The sequence below is a fragment of the Chitinophaga agrisoli genome (assembly GCF_008386695.1).
Taxonomy (GTDB): domain Bacteria; phylum Bacteroidota; class Bacteroidia; order Chitinophagales; family Chitinophagaceae; genus Chitinophaga; species Chitinophaga agrisoli.
Window position 1 is genome coordinate 2,550,246 of the sequence record NZ_VUOC01000004.1, and the last position, 16,936, is coordinate 2,567,181.

10 protein-coding genes are annotated in these 16,936 nt (G+C 49.9%); 2 read left to right on the forward strand and 8 right to left on the reverse strand.

What is annotated here, in order from left to right:
- Window positions 1–4: 4 nt before the first annotated feature.
- The 3 genes from F0L74_RS29185 to rpsA all read right to left on the reverse strand — a co-directional run bounded on the left by F0L74_RS29185 (window position 5) and on the right by rpsA (window position 6,784).
- On the reverse strand, window positions 5–1,540 hold the full coding sequence (locus F0L74_RS29185) for a RagB/SusD family nutrient uptake outer membrane protein (RefSeq protein ID WP_149841419.1): 1,536 nt from the start codon (window positions 1,538–1,540) through the stop codon (window positions 5–7).
- A 20-nt stretch (window positions 1,541–1,560) separates the two neighbouring features.
- Window positions 1,561–4,704 carry a SusC/RagA family TonB-linked outer membrane protein gene (locus tag F0L74_RS29190; protein ID WP_149841420.1) on the reverse strand — a complete coding sequence of 1,048 codons (3,144 nt, stop codon included), beginning with the start codon at window positions 4,702–4,704 and terminating at the stop codon, window positions 1,561–1,563.
- A 178-nt stretch (window positions 4,705–4,882) separates the two neighbouring features.
- Window positions 4,883–6,784, reverse strand: coding sequence for a 30S ribosomal protein S1 (rpsA, locus tag F0L74_RS29195; RefSeq protein WP_149841421.1), 1,902 nt, complete (start codon window positions 6,782–6,784; stop codon window positions 4,883–4,885).
- 242 nt (window positions 6,785–7,026) lie between these two features.
- Between rpsA and F0L74_RS29200 the strand changes: the two genes are divergently transcribed.
- Both F0L74_RS29200 and F0L74_RS29205 read left to right on the forward strand, forming a co-directional pair.
- Window positions 7,027–7,929, forward strand: coding sequence for a rhomboid family intramembrane serine protease (locus F0L74_RS29200; protein WP_149841422.1), 903 nt, complete (start codon window positions 7,027–7,029; stop codon window positions 7,927–7,929).
- A gap of 101 nt (window positions 7,930–8,030) precedes the next feature.
- Entirely contained in the window at window positions 8,031–9,254 is a 1,224-nt protein-coding gene (locus F0L74_RS29205; protein WP_149841423.1) for a 4-hydroxy-3-methylbut-2-enyl diphosphate reductase, read from the forward strand.
- A 429-nt stretch (window positions 9,255–9,683) separates the two neighbouring features.
- On the opposite strand, the gene F0L74_RS29210 is transcribed toward F0L74_RS29205, so the two are convergent.
- From F0L74_RS29210 to F0L74_RS29230, 5 genes are all read right to left on the reverse strand, one after another.
- The gene (locus F0L74_RS29210) at window positions 9,684–10,451 is read right to left on the reverse strand and encodes a LytR/AlgR family response regulator transcription factor (protein WP_149841424.1); all 768 of its coding nucleotides are present in this window, start codon (window positions 10,449–10,451) and stop codon (window positions 9,684–9,686) included.
- Between the two features lie 21 nt (window positions 10,452–10,472).
- Window positions 10,473–12,341 carry a tetratricopeptide repeat-containing sensor histidine kinase gene (locus F0L74_RS29215; RefSeq protein WP_188316216.1) on the reverse strand — a complete coding sequence of 623 codons (1,869 nt, stop codon included), beginning with the start codon at window positions 12,339–12,341 and terminating at the stop codon, window positions 10,473–10,475.
- Window positions 12,342–13,080: 739 nt separating this feature from the next.
- Window positions 13,081–13,773 (reverse strand): (d)CMP kinase, encoded by a 693-nt coding sequence (gene cmk / locus F0L74_RS29220; protein ID WP_149841426.1) that lies wholly within the window; start codon window positions 13,771–13,773, stop codon window positions 13,081–13,083.
- Between the two features lie 100 nt (window positions 13,774–13,873).
- The gene (locus tag F0L74_RS29225; protein WP_149841427.1) at window positions 13,874–15,487 is read right to left on the reverse strand and encodes a T9SS type A sorting domain-containing protein; all 1,614 of its coding nucleotides are present in this window, start codon (window positions 15,485–15,487) and stop codon (window positions 13,874–13,876) included.
- 23 nt (window positions 15,488–15,510) lie between these two features.
- On the reverse strand, window positions 15,511–16,914 hold the full coding sequence (locus F0L74_RS29230) for a phage tail-like protein (RefSeq protein WP_149841428.1): 1,404 nt from the start codon (window positions 16,912–16,914) through the stop codon (window positions 15,511–15,513).
- Between the last annotated feature and the right edge of the window lie 22 nt (window positions 16,915–16,936).

Here is a 16,936-nt window from a genome sequence, read left to right on the forward strand (position 1 = left end):
ATGTTTAATATCCGTTGTTTTGTATCAATTGTTTGTTCAACTGCATCTCCGAATAAGGGATCGGGTAAACCAGCCGGTTCTGCGTTACCTGGTAAGAACTGGCCGTCAGATAGCTGTATTGCTGTTTCAGTTTAACGCCGTGGGCCGTCATTACGGTGATGGCTTTGCCGGTGCGTACCAGGTCATTCCAGCGGTGGTTCTCAAATGCCAGCTCTACCCTCCTTTCATGGGCGATGATATCCCGTAACGTGGCCTGGTCTGTAGCAGTAGCAGCTGTTAAGCCGGCCCGCGTGCGTACCTGGTTCAGATAGGGCAGCGCTTCTGCGCCCTTCCCTTCTTCGTTCAGGCTTTCCGCCAGCAGCAGCAACACATCTGCATAACGGTACAGCGGCCAGTTATCATCCGTATTGGCTTCGCGGGAATGCGCATGCAGGTATTTACGGATAAACAACCTGTATACCTTGCCCGCGGGCGCCTGATAATTTACGATGCTTTTTAAGGATTCTGCCTTAAACTCTCCATCCGTATCAATCACGCCTTCTGCCACGGCAACGGACGCATCTTTGCGTTTATCCCCGGGCTCATAAGCGTCCAGCATATCCTGCGTGGGCACATTCCAGCCACCGGTAAGCAGGGTATTAGCCGTAACGCCGGTAATGGGCTTGGCATCCTTTGTCTTGGGCATAAACCAGTAAATAAACTGGCTCTGCTGCCCCTGGTCGCCCTGCTGGAATTGCGCTTCCAGTACAGACTCTGTACTGTTCTTGTTCTGTAATGCATATACATCCGCGTAGTTGCTTAAAAGCGCGTAGCCCATTTGGGTCACATCCTTCAGTAAAGGGCTTGCCTCCGCATATTGCTTACGTGTAATATACACTTCTGCCAGCAGTGTTTTAGCTGCGCCCAATGTAGCGCGGCCTGTTTGCGGAAAGGCCGCCGGCGCCGCTAATTTGCTGATGGCATATTTAGCGTCTTCGATAATGGTGTTATAGGTTTCCTCCGCAGTAGCACGGGGAACAAAAGCGTCTTCCTGTTTAATGACCTCTTTCAGGTACAGGGGCACCCCGCCAAAATACCTTACCAGGTTAAAATAATAATAAGCGCGCAAAAAACGGGCTTCTGCTGATAGCTGGTCCTCTACAGCAGCACCCAGCTCTACGCTTTCCAAGCGGCTTATTACCGTATTACAGCGGGCTATACCCGTGTAGGCGTCAAAATAGAACTGGTTAGACCATTGGTTCTGGGCATCATCCAAGAAATTATCAATATTCTCCCGGCGCAGGATATGGATGCCGCGGTCCTTGGCGTAGAAATCATAGTGCGTGTTATCAGACCGCATCTCTCCCATCAGGTAAGCGCTCTGCGAGGCCATGCCGCGCAGCGACTGATACGCGCCGGTAAGCGCCTGCTGGAACTGGGCTTCTGTTTTAAAGAAGTCGTTGGCATTAGGGCTGTCTTCCGGCGTTAGCTCCAGGAAGTCCTGCTTGCAGGAGCATAATGCCGCTGCAAAAACGATGATATAAAGCAAATAGTTTTTCATGTTGTTGGTTGTTGGATGGTTCAGAAATTCACGTTTACGCCCATGGAGAATGTACGCGGTACCGGGTAGGCCGTGTTATCCACGCCCTGCCGCAGACCGTCCAGGCCATTGGCGCTTACTTCCGGGTTCATGCCCCTGTATTTGGTGAGCACCAGCGCCTGCTGTATACTGCCATATACCCGCAGATCCTTTATGTATTTAAGGTTGCGGAAGGGGAGTGTATAACCCAGGGTAATATTCTTCAACGTGGCATAAGTGCCATCAAACACCCAGCTGTCATTGGTAAAGCGGTACAATGCCGTAGTGCCATCCTTGGTACGCGGCACCAGGCCATTACCGGGGTCCTGCTCTGAGCGCCAATGGTTGGCCATGGCCTTACGCACATTAAATACGGCATCCAGGTTCTGTGTCATTTCATAGGAAACATCCATTATCTTACCGCCCACCGCGCCGGAGATCACAAAATTGAGATCAAAACGTTTGTAGCGGAAATCATTGCTGATACCAAAAATGAATTTAGGCGTAGGATCACCGATAAACGTGCGGTCATTAATGTTTACCTCCTTATCGCCATTCGTATCCTTCATACGCACAGTACCTACATCTGAGCTGGCATGTTTAGGCTGGCTCGCGAGCTCCTGCTGCGTCATATACACGCCATCAAACACATAGCCATAGAACTGGCCCATGGGGCGGCCTACTTCTGTACGCCAGTAATCGCCCTGCTCCGCATAACCGCCTATAGGCGTATTATTGGTGCCCAGCTGCATTACCTTATTACGGGCTATCGTCACGTTCAGGTCCGTATTCCATTTCAGCGCGCCGGTCAGGTTGCGGGAGCTGATGCCAAACTCATGTCCCCAGAAATTGAACTTGCCTATATTATACTTTACAGAGGAAAAGCCCGAGGCACGCGGCAGCTCTACGGAATACAGCATACCATCTGTTACCTTACGGTAGTAGTCATAAGTAAAATAGATGCGATCATCAAACAGGCCTATATCCAAACCAGCATCAAACTGTTTGGTAGTTTCCCAGCCCAGATCCGGGTTACCCAGCTCCGTAATGGATTTACCTGCGGATAACGAGTTGCCGAACACATAGTTGGTCACGCCTATACGCGCAATGGAATTATAGTTGCCAATATTATTGTTACCGGTAAGCCCATAACTGGCACGCAGCTTCAGGAAACTCACCACAGGCAGGGCCTCCAGGAAAGGTTCTTCGCTCGCTACCCAGCCGGCAGATACAGAAGGGAACCAACCCCATTTACGGTCTGCGCCAAAACGGGAAGAGCCGTCACGGCGTACCGCGCCAGACAACAGGTATTTATCCTTATAGGCATAATTAAGGCGGCCTATCATAGATACCAGCGACCAAACAGAAGTATAGCTGGAAGCAGCTGTTTTAGTAGCCGCATTGCTAAGCCAGTGTATATCATCATCCGGAAAGTCCGTACCATTTATATAGCTGCTGTCTGCCCTGAACTGCTGGGCGGTATATCCCACCAATGCGTCTATACTATGGGCTTTGCCGATGACCGTATTATAGGAAAGTATATTCTCGTTCAACCATGAATTATAATTAACGGTGCCATAAGTACCGGTAGCCTTTTGCGGCGGCGCTACGAATACCTGGCCTACAGAGGTGGACGGCACAAAATTATTATGCGTTTCGCCGCCCAGGTCCACATCCGCATGGGTTCGGAACTTCAGGCCGCGTAGCAGCTCCAGCTCTGCATACACATTACCCAGCAGGCGGTTGGTCTTGAAATCGTCCAGCTTTTCCTGCAATACCCTGTACCAATTGGGATTAGGGAACATACCGGTAGAAGTGGCCGTAAGCGGCAGCGAGCCATCCGGGTTAATAGCCGGTTTTAGCGGCGTGGTCATGGTGGCCGCCTGGATGATCTGCCAATAACCGTCTGTATTGGCGCGGGTATTATGCTCCCGCATCTGCGTGGGCGCAATATTAAAACCCAGCTTAAGCCGGTCATTGGGCCGGAACTCGTTATTGGCACGGAATGAATAACGCTGATAGCCGGTGTTGTATAATATCCCTTCCTGGTTAAAATAACCAGCCACTATGCTGGAAGAGAACTTCTCCGTTCCGGAGGATACGGATACAGAATAGTTCTGCACGGGCGCGCTACGGATCAGCGTATTGAACCAATCAGTGCCTTCTCCATACTGCTCCGGGTTGCGGAATTCATCCGGCACTTCTGCCAGGCCGGTAGCGGGGTCTGTCCAGTTTTCATAACGGATCTTATCTTCATAATAGGCCTTTTTGAATTCGGCAAATTCACGGCCATTCATTACATCCGGACGGCCGCGCTGTGGCACCTGCTGTACGCCGTAATAAGCGTTCAGCTGCACCCTGGTCTGGCCCAGGCGGGCCTGTTTGGTGGTGATGAGCACCACGCCGTTGGCAGCACGGGAGCCGTACAGGGAGGTAGCAGAAGCGTCCTTGAGCACGGAGAAATTCTCTATCTCATCCGGGTTAATGTTGTTGATATCGCCTACCAATGGCTGGCCATCCACTACAAAGAGAGGCCCATTACCGGCATTAAGGGAGGCAGCGCCGCGTATACGGAAGCTCATCCCCTGGCCGGGGCGCCCGGTGGATTGGTTGATCTGCACGCCCGGTACCTTGCCCTGTAATTTCTGGGCAAACTGGCCTACCGGCATATCTTCCATTTCCTTCGCATTTACCGTGCTGATAGAGCCGGTGATGTTACGCTGCTTTTGGGTGCCATAACTTACCACCACTATCTCATTCAGGCTTTTACTGTTTTTGGACAGCGCAATGGTGATGGCGGCGCCGCCATCTGTTACCGTCTGCTCTTTTAGCTCATACCCGACATAGGTGATGGCCAATGTGCTGCCGGCAGGTGCGGACAGCGTAAAACGGCCATTTACATCCGTAGTGGTGCCCTGGGACGTGCCTTTTACGGCAATGGTAACACCCACCAAAGGCGAATGGTCCTGCGCGTCTACCACCTGGCCGGTGATCTTTACTGTAGCGGGTTGTTGAAAAAATACGGGGATTTCGTGGAAGGATGCAATGGCCGGGGCAGCGGGGAGCGTAGCGGCCAGCAAAAATACGGGAATACCGCACTGCTGCCATAGCTTCCGGCTATTGCGGGTAAACAATAGTCTTACCATAACGTAGTGTTTAAATAATGAGTAATACGTGGAACTGTCGTCTATGAAAATAGGCTAGGCTTTCAGGACGGGCATCCCATGCTATCCCGCCGTGTCCCATGCTGTCCTAGTTTGATGGGCATAAAAAAACCCTCCCGTTTACCGGGAGGGTTTATATCTCACTTGATAGCTTGACTAATTATTCGCCTTCTTTCTTCTCGCCGCCTTCAGATTGCTTCAGCTTCTCGCGCAGTTCTGCCAGTGCACCCAGATCGCCCAGGGTAGCTTTTTCTACCTTGCTCTGGAGGTTCTTAACAGCCTTACGTGTTTTGTCAGCATCCGCTTTCTTCTCTTTGGCAACTGCTTCTTTCTCTTCAGCTTTAGCAGCTTCCCATACGCGGGTATGAGATACCAGGATACGTTTTTCGCTGCGATCGAATTCGATGATCTGGAATTCTTTCACATCTTCAACGTTGATGGGTTTCTCATCTTCCGTGCGCAGGTGACGGGCAGGAGCGTAAGCTTCCAGGCCGTATTGCAGCTGAACGGTAGCGCCTTTCTCATCTTTCTTCACTACAGTACCTTCATGGTGAGAACCGATCGGGAATATAGTTTCGAAAGTGTTCCAGGGATCTTCTTCGATCTGTTTGTGGCCCAGGCTCAGTTTGCGGTTGTCCTTGTCTATGCCTAGTATCACTACTTCGATCTCGTTACCCACCTTCGTGTATTCGCTGGGGTGGTTGAAACGTTTGATCCAGCTCAGGTCAGAGATGTGGATCATACCGCCGATACCTGTTTCCAGCTCTACGAATACGCCATAAGGAGTGATGTTCTTCACGATACCTTTATGACGGCTTTCCAGCGGGAATTTGGTTTCGATAGTAGCCCAGGGATCTTCCGTAAGCTGTTTGATGGACAGGCTCATCTTACGCTCGTCCTTGCTCAGGGTAACTACCACTGCTTCGTACTCTTCGCCTAATTTGAAGAATTCTTTTGCATTGATAGGGGTAGAAGCCCAGGAGATCTCAGATACGTGCACCAGACCTTCTACGCCAGGCAGAATTTCCAGGAATGCGCCGTAATCTTCGATGTTCACTACTTTACCTTTCACTTTAGCACCTTCGGTAATGTGTGCCGGTAAAGTATCCCACGGATGCGGGGTGAGCTGTTTGTAGCCCAGGCTGATACGTTTCTTCTCGTCGTCGAAGTCCAATACCACCACGTTGATCTTCTGATCCATCTGCAGTATTTCGCTCGGGTGAGAGATACGTCCCCAGCTGATATCTGTGATGTACAACAAGCCATCCAGGCCGCCCAGGTCGATAAACGCGCCAAAGTCGGTGATGTTCTTGATAGTACCTTCCAGTACCTGGCCTTTCTCCAGTTTGGAGATGATATCTACGCGCTGTTGTTCGATGTCGCTTTCGATGAGCGCTTTGTGAGAAACTACGGCGTTGCGGATGGCTTCGTTTACCTTCACCACCTTGAACTCCATGGTTTTGCTTACAAACTGGTCGTAGTCGGTAACCGGTTTCACATCGATCTGAGAACCGGGCAGGAATGTTTCCATGCCATAAACGTCTACGATCAAGCCGCCTTTGGTTTTGCTGGTAACAGTACCAGTAACCACTTCGCCGGTCTTGTACACTTCCACGATGCGTTCCCATGCACGTTGCTGGCGCGCTTGTTTGCGGCTCAGGTGCAGGTTACCGCTCCGGTCTTCTTTTTCAACTACCAATACTTCCACTTCATCGCCTACTTTCAGGTTCTGCAGATCGCGGAACTCGTTCAGGGAGATGAGGCCGTCAGATTTGAAGCCGATGTTGATCACTACGTCAGTTTTGGTTAAACCCACAACCATACCGTTGATCAACCCATTTTCTTCGATCACCTTAAAGGTGCTGTCATACGTTTGATCGTACTTCAGTTTTTCTTCTTTGCTGTAAGAAGAAACGTTACGTTTGTCCACGCTCCAATCAAAATCATCGTGAGCAGTGGCCACAACAGGTACATTTGGTGTCGCTGTCTCTACCTCGGCAGTAGCTGCCTGGGGAGCCTGTTGTTCAGCGTTTTGTTCGTTAATAATGTTGTTTTCTTCCATATTAAATTTTAAAGTTTTTTACCGGAAAGGGTTCTACCGGTTAACCCGGGATCCTTTACGGGACGGCAAAGATACGAAAAAATTGGTTTAATACCCATGGTGGGACCGGTATTCACCGGGATTTATGGAAAAGAGGGCAGCCTTCGCCCTCCTGCGTTTTTATAACCGCCCGGAACCTCGTAAATTCATTTAAAATTTCGTTAAACCCCGGACCAATTCTCCGGTAAATAGTAATTTCAGGTATGAACGGCACTTCTTTTCAATCGGACATCCGCTACTGGCTCAGGCAAGGCAACACGGTCAATCATCTTTTATTCTGGAATATTGTGGTTTTTGTGGTGTTGGGGCTCCTGTACCTGATCGCTTATTTTGGCGGGCCCGGCACCATCTTTTCGTTCACATTTGACCAGCTGGTATTGCACTCCGAGCTAGGCACCTTTATCCGCAAGCCCTGGGGACTGGTTACCTACATGTTCACCCATCTCAACATCTTCCATATTTTCTTTAATATGTTGAACCTCTATTGGTTCGGCAACCTGTTCCGTACTTTCCTGGGTAATAAACGGATCCTGCCCCTCTACCTGCTGGGCGGTATAGCGGGCGGCCTGCTGTATATCCTGACCTTTTATATACTGATGCCCGCGGGAGTAGGTCTTCCCCTGCTGGGCGCCTCCGCCTCCGTTATGTGCCTGCTGGTAGCCTGCGCCACCCTAACCCCCAACTACGAAATAGGCTTGTTACTGCTAGGCAGCGTAAGGCTCAAATGGCTGGCGCTGGCCGTGATCGTATTGGACCTCATCTCCATACCACAGGGCAATATGGGCGGCATGATCGCCCACCTTGGCGGCGCAGCCCTGGGTTTCATCTATATAAAGCTGCTTAAGAACGGCGCGGATCTCTGTCAACCGTTGATCTGGGTGTTCGATGCCCTGTCCGGCGGCCGTAATGGCAGCACCGTATCAGCCGCGCCCAAATCCCGGCGCACTTCCTTCAAACCCAAAAAATCCCCGCTCAAAGTGGTGAAAAAAGTGGAAGAGAACAGACAGTCCCGGCTGGACCAGCTGCTGGACAAGATCAACGAAAAAGGCATCAGCAGCCTAAGCCCGGAGGAAAAGGCCTGGCTGGATAAACACAGCCGCGATTAATTCCTACATGCGCACTATTGCATCGCCAATGATTACCTTTGCAGGGTAAGAAAGCATCCTATGCATTGTACGATGCCTTTCTCCATCAATTGCTCGAATTTATGAAGACATTTAACGTTCCCATTATTTACCGTAGCCCGCTGATCACCGCCATTAAGAACCGCCGTAAGCAGCAAGACAGGATGAAAAAGGACTTTAGCCCTACCCTGCTGGATTTTGGCACATTAAAGATCATGCTGGCCCGCCATTTTGGATTCTGCTACGGGGTGGAGAACGCCATTGATATAGCTTTCCGTACGGTGGATGAGAACCCGGGCAAAAGGATCTTCCTGCTGAGCGAAATGATCCACAACCCCCACGTGAACGATGACCTGCTGGAGAAAGGGGTACAGTTCATTATGGATACCAGCGGCAACCAGCTGGTGCCCTGGGAAGCCCTGCAACCGGATGATATTGTGATCATCCCCGCTTTTGGCACCACCCTGGAAATAGAAGCCCGGCTATCAGCACTGGGTATTTCCCCTTTACAATATAATACTACCTGCCCCTTCGTGGAAAAAGTATGGAACAGGGCGGAGCAGATAGGCCAGAAAGCCTATACCGTTGTTGTACACGGTAAACCCGGGCATGAAGAAACCCGGGCCACCTTTTCCCACAGCCGCCACACCACCCCCACCGTGGTGGTAAAAGACATGGCGGAGGCCCAGCTGCTGGGAGAATTCATCAGCGGTAAAAGACCGGCCGCTGAGTTTGCGGAACTATTTAAGGGCCAGTATTCCCCCGGTTTTAACGTAGAAACGGACCTGCAACGGGTGGGCGTAGTGAACCAGACCACCATGCTGGCCACTGAGACCCAGGCCATTGCGGATTATATCCGCGGCGTGATCCTGGAAAAATACCAGCACGAGGCCAATGCGGGCGAACGTTTTGCAGATACCCGCGATACCCTTTGTTATGCCACCAATGATAACCAAAGCGCGGTGACCGGCATGCTGCAGGTACCGGCAGACCTGGCCATTGTGGTAGGGGGGTATAACAGCTCCAATACTTCCCACCTGGTAGAACTGTGCGAAGAAAAGATGCCTACCTTCTTTATCTCCTCTGATGAAAAGCTGCTGTCTGCCAATGAGATCCGCCATTGGGATTTCCATCATAAACAGGAGCTGCATAGCTTTAGCTTCCTGCCTGACCAGGATGTTGTCACCATTATGCTGACCAGCGGCGCCTCCTGTCCGGATGCATTGGTGGAAGGCGTGATCCGTAAGCTACTTTCCTTTTATGGACTGGAGCATAAAGCAGATGAACTGGCGGAGAGCTGGAAATGATGTGTTAATGCTGATGAGGATTGACTACCGCCTTTTTTGCTGATAATAGAAAATGCTACCGATTGCAACATCAGGATAGCCATCAAAAGCAGCTAAAATCAGTGTGATTTGACCAGTTTTCGCCTGGTCTTGTTATATCTCTTTATTGATCATGTCAGCTGGATGATACCGATTGCAACGGGTATAACGTACAAGTCTATTGGTAAAGTTCAGCGCATTAAAAAAGACACCCGAGGGTGCCTTTTTTCTTTGGGGCTACTCAATGCTAGTAATGCAGAGAAAAAAAGATTTTTATAAAGAATTTTATATTGTACTCATTTCAAATTCGTAATACGAAAATACCGGTTCCATTATGCCTCTGCAATGCCCATTTATTATCCGGCAGGTTATTTTAAATAAGTGGCGTAAAAACGGATAAATCTGGAATGATTAAAATTGCATAGCTCTTTTCAGGAACTCCGCCTTTCTGCGTCTTGAAACTTCTACCTGCGTCCCATCGGTCATCAATGCAAAACCACCTTCGCCCTGTATATAGGACTGCATCTGCTGCAGGTTAATAAGGTGCGAGTTATGTACCCGGAAGAAGTCCACATCCGATAACAGCTCCTCAAACTCCTTTAAAGGCCGGGATACCAGCAGGTGTTTCTTATCCGTAAAAAAGATCTTGGTATAGTTGCCGGTAGATTCACAGCGTACTATATTCTGTACAGGCATAAATACCAGGCCGTTAATAGTGGGCAGGGCTATCTTGCGGTGCGTTTGGTGCAGGGTCTTCATATTCTGGAGGAATACATCCAGGGGCGAAGAGGTCTGTTCTTTTGGGCGGCCGGCCGTCTTCCTTTCCCTCGACTTCTGTACGGCCTCCTGCAGTTCCTGTACGCTAAAAGGCTTTAACAGGTAATCCAGGGCATTGAATTTAATGGCTTTCAATGCATATTGTTCAAATGCTGTGGTAAAGATCACATCAAACCACACTTTATCAAACTGCTTTAATAGCTCAAATCCATTTTGATGGGGCATCTCTACATCCAGGAACACCAGGTCAGGCTGCAACTCGTCTATCAGCCCCTTGGCTTCGCTTACGCTATTTACCCCGGCCAGCACCGTCACTTCAGGGCATTTCTTCTCCAGCATCGTTCTGAGGGCGTCTATGCAATGTTGCTCATCATCGACAATGATCGCTTTTAGTTCGCTCATGTTACTGTGTTTGTAGGTTTTCTAAAAAATATGTTCTACGGGAAGTATGATAGCTACCTGTGTCCCTGCAGGCTTGCCGCTTTCATCTTCCAGGTCTGTGATGGTCACATTTGTTTCCCGGCTGTTATTGATCTTCCGGATCAGGTCTATCCGGCCTTCGGTTACCTGCATACCCATAGAACGGTGGGTCTCTCCTTTTTTCTGCTTTATTTCCAGTGCTCTCTTGCGGCCAATGCCATTATCAGTTACAATACAGGTCAGGGTACGGCCATTGGCAGTGATGCTGATATCCAGCACCCCTTTGCCGGATTTATGCACCAGGCCATGCCAGATGGCGTTCTCCACATAGGGTTGTATGATCATGGGCGGGATCATCACTTCCTCATCGTTGATGTTGTCCGCCACATTGATATTATATTCAAATACGCCGTTACAGCGCAGCCGCTCCAGGTCCACATACAGGCGCAGGGATTCCACCTCCTTATTTACAGAGATAAAGGTATGCTGGGTATTATCCAGGATCATACGCATCAGCTTGGAGAACTTGGTCAGGTAATCGGACGCCTCCTCCTGGTTATTGCTCCAGATAAAACGGTGTATGGAGCTCAGGGAGTTAAAGATAAAATGCGGGTTCATCTGCGCGCGCAGGGAGCGCAGCTCCAGCTGCAGCGTATGCTTGTTGGCCTCCAGGTTACGGTGACGGATATAGAAAAACCCGCCAATGGCCAGCATCAGCAGGAAACCAGCCGTAGAAAAGGTGTATACGATATTGCGCTTGGTACGCATCTCGCTAAGCTGCTTGTCATGTTCCAGCAGTTTGATCTGGTTATCCTTCCGGTCCACATCATAAATAGCCCTTGTCTGGGCCAGCACCATGGCGGTGCTTTCATTCAGTATGCTGTCTTTATATACCAGCGAGGTGTCCTGGGCTTCCAAAGACCGCTTAAAGTCGCCGCTGTCTTTATAATCCGCCGCCAGGGCCTTATAGGCTTCCATCAACATAGATTTAAAGCCCCAGTAGAGGCTCAGGTCTACCGAACGCTGCATATATGCGCGGGCCTCTTCATGTTTACCCTGCCGGCTTAGCAGCTTTCCGATATTCAGATAACTTTCCGCCATGTGCACCTTATCATCTACCTTATCATTCACTGCCAGGGCCCTTTGCAGCGCATCCATGGCATGGGCATAGTCCTTTTTTTCCTGGTAGGCTGCCCCCAGGGAATTATAACAGATAGCCATGCCCGTATTATTCTTCAGCCGCTGGTTCACCGCCAGGGAACGTTTGTAGAACTCAATGGCCAGGTCTATCTTACCCAGGCCCTGATAGGCATATCCTATATTACCCAGGTTAATGGCCACGCCCAGGTCGTTCTTACTCTGTTCCTCAAGCGCCAGGGCCTTGGTAAAGTGGCCAATGGCATCCGTAAATTTATTGGTGGAGAGCTCTATATTACCAATGCTGTTGATAGCTACACAGATATTGCGGACGTCGTTCACCTTCTCTGCGGCGTGGAGCGCCCGGAAATGATATTCGAAGGCTTTCTGTAACTGGTCCATACGCCGGTTATCAACGCCGGCGTTATTAAGGGAGAGTCCAATAAGACGATCGTCCCTGGTTTCTTCTGCGCTCTTTATGGCCTTCTCATGATAGTCTGCAGCCAGTATGTATTGCGACTTATTCCTTTTATTAGTACCTATTTCATTATATACATTCGTAAGCCCCCGGGCGTACCGCAAACGCAGGCCCAGTGCAATAGCCTCCTGGAAGAAGGGGTTTTCTTCTTTCCTGGCGTCGAAGTAATAAGACATTGCCTTACCTCTCTCAATGAACCAATTCACTTTGCCGGTATCATTAGGCAATGCCCTTGCGGAATCAAGCGTACGACTCACCAACATCGAATCCTGCCCCCGTGTACTCCCAATCGCCCATAGGGTAAAAATCAGTAAAAAACAGGCGCCTTTGCTGAACATGGATCAGTAGGGTAATAGAACCTACACAAGTTAGTTAAATAATAGTTAAGAATGAACAGTTATGCTGTGGGAACGGCACACGGCATTATTGGCTGTTATAGACCGTTGTCCCCCACTTATATTTATATACTTCACGACAATTTTTAAAAAAGCGAAAGGGCGAAAGAATTCGCCCCTTCTTCCTATTAACCGAATACACCTACTGAAAACATGAAATAAGACTGGATTTCCCAATCCTACTCCACATTAAGTTTATAACGACCGTGCTGGCAACCAGCCGGTTGTTTTTTGGTTTATATCGATACCAATTATCTTACGGTTAATAGCAGAGGTCTTGTTGGATACAGTCAGGCTAAAATCTTCCAGAATCACAATATGTTCAGTAATCAATAACCATACCCTGCAGGCTTATCGTGCCGCCATGCCGCACACATAATACAACTACACTCATTGCGCTGCCAATAAGACCAGTGTGGTTTTTTACATATGGATAAGGTGGAAAAAATGTATCGCAGGAAATTCTAAAGGATGTGGCAAATTATTGGAGAGTTCCGCAGGTTAACGGAATCAAAACAAATGTATAAAACGTTTCTCTAAATCAGAAAAATATTTATGCTTATGGGGTGAATTATTTATGACCGGCGCGGATCAGCAGGCATCAGGAAGACTGTACCATAGTAGCGTCCTCTACCCATTGAAGAGCCAGCTGCAGCTGTTCGTCCATGCTTAACTGACTGTTATCCAATATAATAGCATCGGCTGCTTTGCGTAGGGGGCTTATTTCACGGTTGGAATCTATATAGTCCCGCAGCTCCAGGTTCTCTTTCACCTCTTGCAGCGTGATATTTTTATTCTTTGCATACAGTTCGCGGAACCTGCGCTCCACGCGGATGGCGGTATCAGCGGTCATGAAGATCTTCAGCTCTGCATGGGGAAATACCGTAGTGCCAATATCGCGGCCATCCATTACAATACCTTTCTTCTCTCCCATCTGCTGCTGCTGTGCAACGGCAAACTCGCGTACCTCGCGGATGGCGGCCACTTCGCTCACTTTGTCCGCTACTACCATGTCGCGGATCAGCGGCTCTACATTTTCGCCATTCAGGTACATGGAAGCCTGCTCATGGTGCAGCTCATCATATTCAAACTCCAGCTGGATATTGGTAAGCGCTTCTGCCACAGCGGCGGAATTGGCCCAATCCACCCGGTTTTGGATAAAGTAAAGGGTAATAGCCCGGTACATAGCGCCACTGTCTATATAAACATAGTCCAGTTCCCTGGCCAATTGCTTTGCCAGTGTGCTTTTTCCACAAGAGGAATAACCGTCTATTGTTATAATGATCTTCTTCAAAATACCGGGGAGTTTATGCAAAAGTAAAAAGTAAAAAAGGAAAAAGCAAAAGCGAATGCAGCAGTAAGGCTTACATCCGCTTTTGCTTTTTATCCACGGTTTATTTTTGTCCGATCACCACTACCTTGGTGCGGTAGGCAATGACCTGTGTTGCTTCGTAAGATAACACCAGGTAATAGATGCTGGCCGGCAGTTCCCTCACAGCTATATCTGCATCCCTTTCCACATTATACATGCGGAGTTGTTGTCCCCAGGTATTGATCACCTGTAGTTTCATGGCAGCGCGGATACCGCGGATGCGCACATGGAACTGGCCAAAGTTCGGGTTAGGATATACATCTATCTGGATCAGCGGCGGTACCGGCTTTATGTCTGTATAAGTAACCTGGCCGGTGCGGGAAACCGCTTTGATACGGTAATAGCTCCAGCCGTCATAGTCGTTCGCATCCTGGTAGGGATAGTCCAGCCGTACATTGCTGTAACCGCCGGGGGCCTGCGTAGGCACTCTGGCAACGGTGGTAAAATCTGTTTCGTTCTCGAGACGGCGCTGGATCTCAAACACCGCATTATTAACCTCCCTGCTTGTAGACCATTTCAATTGTACAAAATCTATTGTAGCCCTCCAGGCATTGAACTCTATGAATTGGGCCGGGGGCGCCATTTCCGCAAAGAGTACGGTCTTGGAGAAGTACTCGTTAGGGCTGATGCCCGCCGTAAACCTGCGCAGGTGCATGGTAGCGCTGCTACCCATAGCCTGGGTGGTAAGGGTACCGCTCTGCGGCTGGAACGGCAGTACGGGCAGGCGGTCCCAGGTACCGTTGCCAAAACGGGTAATATAGCTGCTATCACGGTTGTCCGCATACACCGGCATTTCCATGGCAGCGTTCATGTGCTGCAGGATCACATCCGTAGGCGCGCTGCCTGGCAGCACATGGCCAACGTTCCAGGTTTTATTGATAAAGGTATCCTGCATTTCCGCGCCGCTGATGGCCGCCGCATAGATATCATCAAACACGCGCACATGGAATATATCCGGCGCGCCCTTATAATCTACCGCAGCGGGCGAATAGGAGCCGGGGGCCGTACCAACCGGGAATACGATCCTGCCTGTGGTGGCGCTGAGCCCTTCGCGGTAAAGGAAACCGCCGGCTACGCCGCCGCCATTCACTACAAAACGCTGGTCACTGTAACCGGTGATCGTACCGGGATTATTTTGCCCCACCACCAGGTTCCAGCCATTGAGGAATATATGGCCGCTGGCGAAGTTGAGGGTATTACGCACTTTAAGATCGCTCAGGTCGTCCAGCAGCAGGCCTGCCCCGTTGCTTATTTCCAGGTTGGGAAAGCTTACGCCGGCGCCGGAGGCTACGTTGTAGCCGCCATAAACAGTTTGCTGGCCGGTATTGCCATATAGCATATTTGCGGAAGAAAACCGGAACATACCGCCGGTACCGTTTAGACCGTTAGCACTTTCATCTGGCAGGGCAGCGCTATTGCCATTCGTCCACTTCTTACCCATGAAATATAACTGGGCATTAGCACTGGAGCCCAGCGTACCATCCAGCTGCATATTGCCATACATAGCTGCCGGCGCATTACCAAACAACCAGGCCTGGCCGCCTGGCGGGATATAGGTATCCTGCTGGGCGAAAGCTGGTAGGATAACGCTTAGTAATAATATTGAGAGTAAATATTTCAGAGGTTTTATTTTCACAATAAGGAAAATCTATACATGCTTTAATATTCAGCTATTACATACCAGGTGTTACCAACTGCCTGGTAGGTATACGCCTTATCGGCGGCAATTGAGGTCTCTTCCACCGTACCGCCGCCCTGAGATGTTACATTAACAGCCCCTCCGTCACGTTTCAATACATAAATCCTTCCGGGGCAACCAGAAGGACTCGGAAGCCGGAAGGTTACGGTACCATTGTTACCAGTTCTTACTACCGTATAGTCGTCTGCCGTTATATCCGTGGTAGTATTATTGCCACTATGATTGAACGCTCTTGCAGGCAGGGTAAAACTACCATTCACGTGTAATGTGCTGTTGGGGGCATTTGTGCCCACCCCCAATTCTTTGCTGCCATTATCCCAGAACAGGTTAGCTGCGTCCTGTTTTACTTCTGAACTAGCATCGGAGGTCTTACCGGCGAAAATGAGGCCGCCATCCGTGAAGACATTGTCTCCATGCGTAGTCACCACCTTATACCAGGGATTAACCGGCGGGCCTGCATTAGGTTGCAACGGCGCAGCATTGCCCTGCCACTCTCTTAATGCCAGTGTATTTTTATCAAAGTATAGCTGCGTGGTATAAGCGCCGTTCTGGAATGCCAGTACGCTCCAAGCAAATGCAGCGGTACCCAGGGGGCCGCTCTGTACGGTACCCGCGGCCGTGCCTGTTGGGCCGGCCCATATCTTCATCCTGTATTTTGGATCCGGCGCATCTGCTTTGGCTATATTTCTATCCGGAAGGTCGCCATAGGAGGCGCCACCGGTAATATCGTCTGCCGGGATCCATTGTGATGCAGCAGTATTCCACTTCAATACATAACCATCCGTTGGCGCTGTACCGGAGATAGGCCTGCCTAATATCCGGCTGGCATTCCAGATTGGTTTCGTGCTATCCGCATACAATACACCTCCGGTCGTAAGGCCCAGCGAATTATCCAGCGTTATTTCCTGTACGCTGCCTGCGCCTGCCGCAAATCTGCCTAACAGCCGCTGTGTATTGATGTTCTGGAATTTGGCAAAGGTCACCGCCTGGTTATTGATCGTGGCAGGCACGGTACCTGTACCAGTGCCTGTAAGATCGCCGCTCAGGGTAATAGTGCCGGTTCCGCCGGCGCCTGTGGATAGTTTTTGCCATTGACCCAGTGAACGGATACGCAGGGAGTTGTCTGTAGTAAGGTAGATAAGGGTACCATCCAGCGCCGCTTTTATGGGAGAGGTAAGCGTAGAAGTATCGCTAATGCGGGTTAACAGTAAACCCTGGTTGGTACTTTCCAGTTCCAGCAGCGCAGATTTCTTTACTGCCGTTGGGTTAGTGCCCAGCTTTAATTGTTGCGCCTGTATTGCGGTTGCCGTGCATATTGCCATTGCAGCCAGCATACAGATACGGATAGGTAGCGTTATTTTCATCACAGGATCACATACGAAAGGT

Coding starts and splice junctions, on each gene's coding strand:
- F0L74_RS29185 (WP_149841419.1), bottom strand. CDS start 1,540: ATGAAAAACTATTTGCTTTATATCATCGTTTTTGCAGCGGCATTATGC.
- F0L74_RS29230 (WP_149841428.1), bottom strand. CDS start 16,914: ATGAAAATAACGCTACCTATCCGTATCTGTATGCTGGCTGCAATGGCA.
- F0L74_RS29205 (WP_149841423.1), top strand. CDS start 8,031: ATGAAGACATTTAACGTTCCCATTATTTACCGTAGCCCGCTGATCACC.
- F0L74_RS29190 (WP_149841420.1), bottom strand. CDS start 4,704: ATGGTAAGACTATTGTTTACCCGCAATAGCCGGAAGCTATGGCAGCAG.
- rpsA (WP_149841421.1), bottom strand. CDS start 6,784: ATGGAAGAAAACAACATTATTAACGAACAAAACGCTGAACAACAGGCT.
- F0L74_RS29210 (WP_149841424.1), bottom strand. CDS start 10,451: ATGAGCGAACTAAAAGCGATCATTGTCGATGATGAGCAACATTGCATA.
- F0L74_RS29200 (WP_149841422.1), top strand. CDS start 7,027: ATGAACGGCACTTCTTTTCAATCGGACATCCGCTACTGGCTCAGGCAA.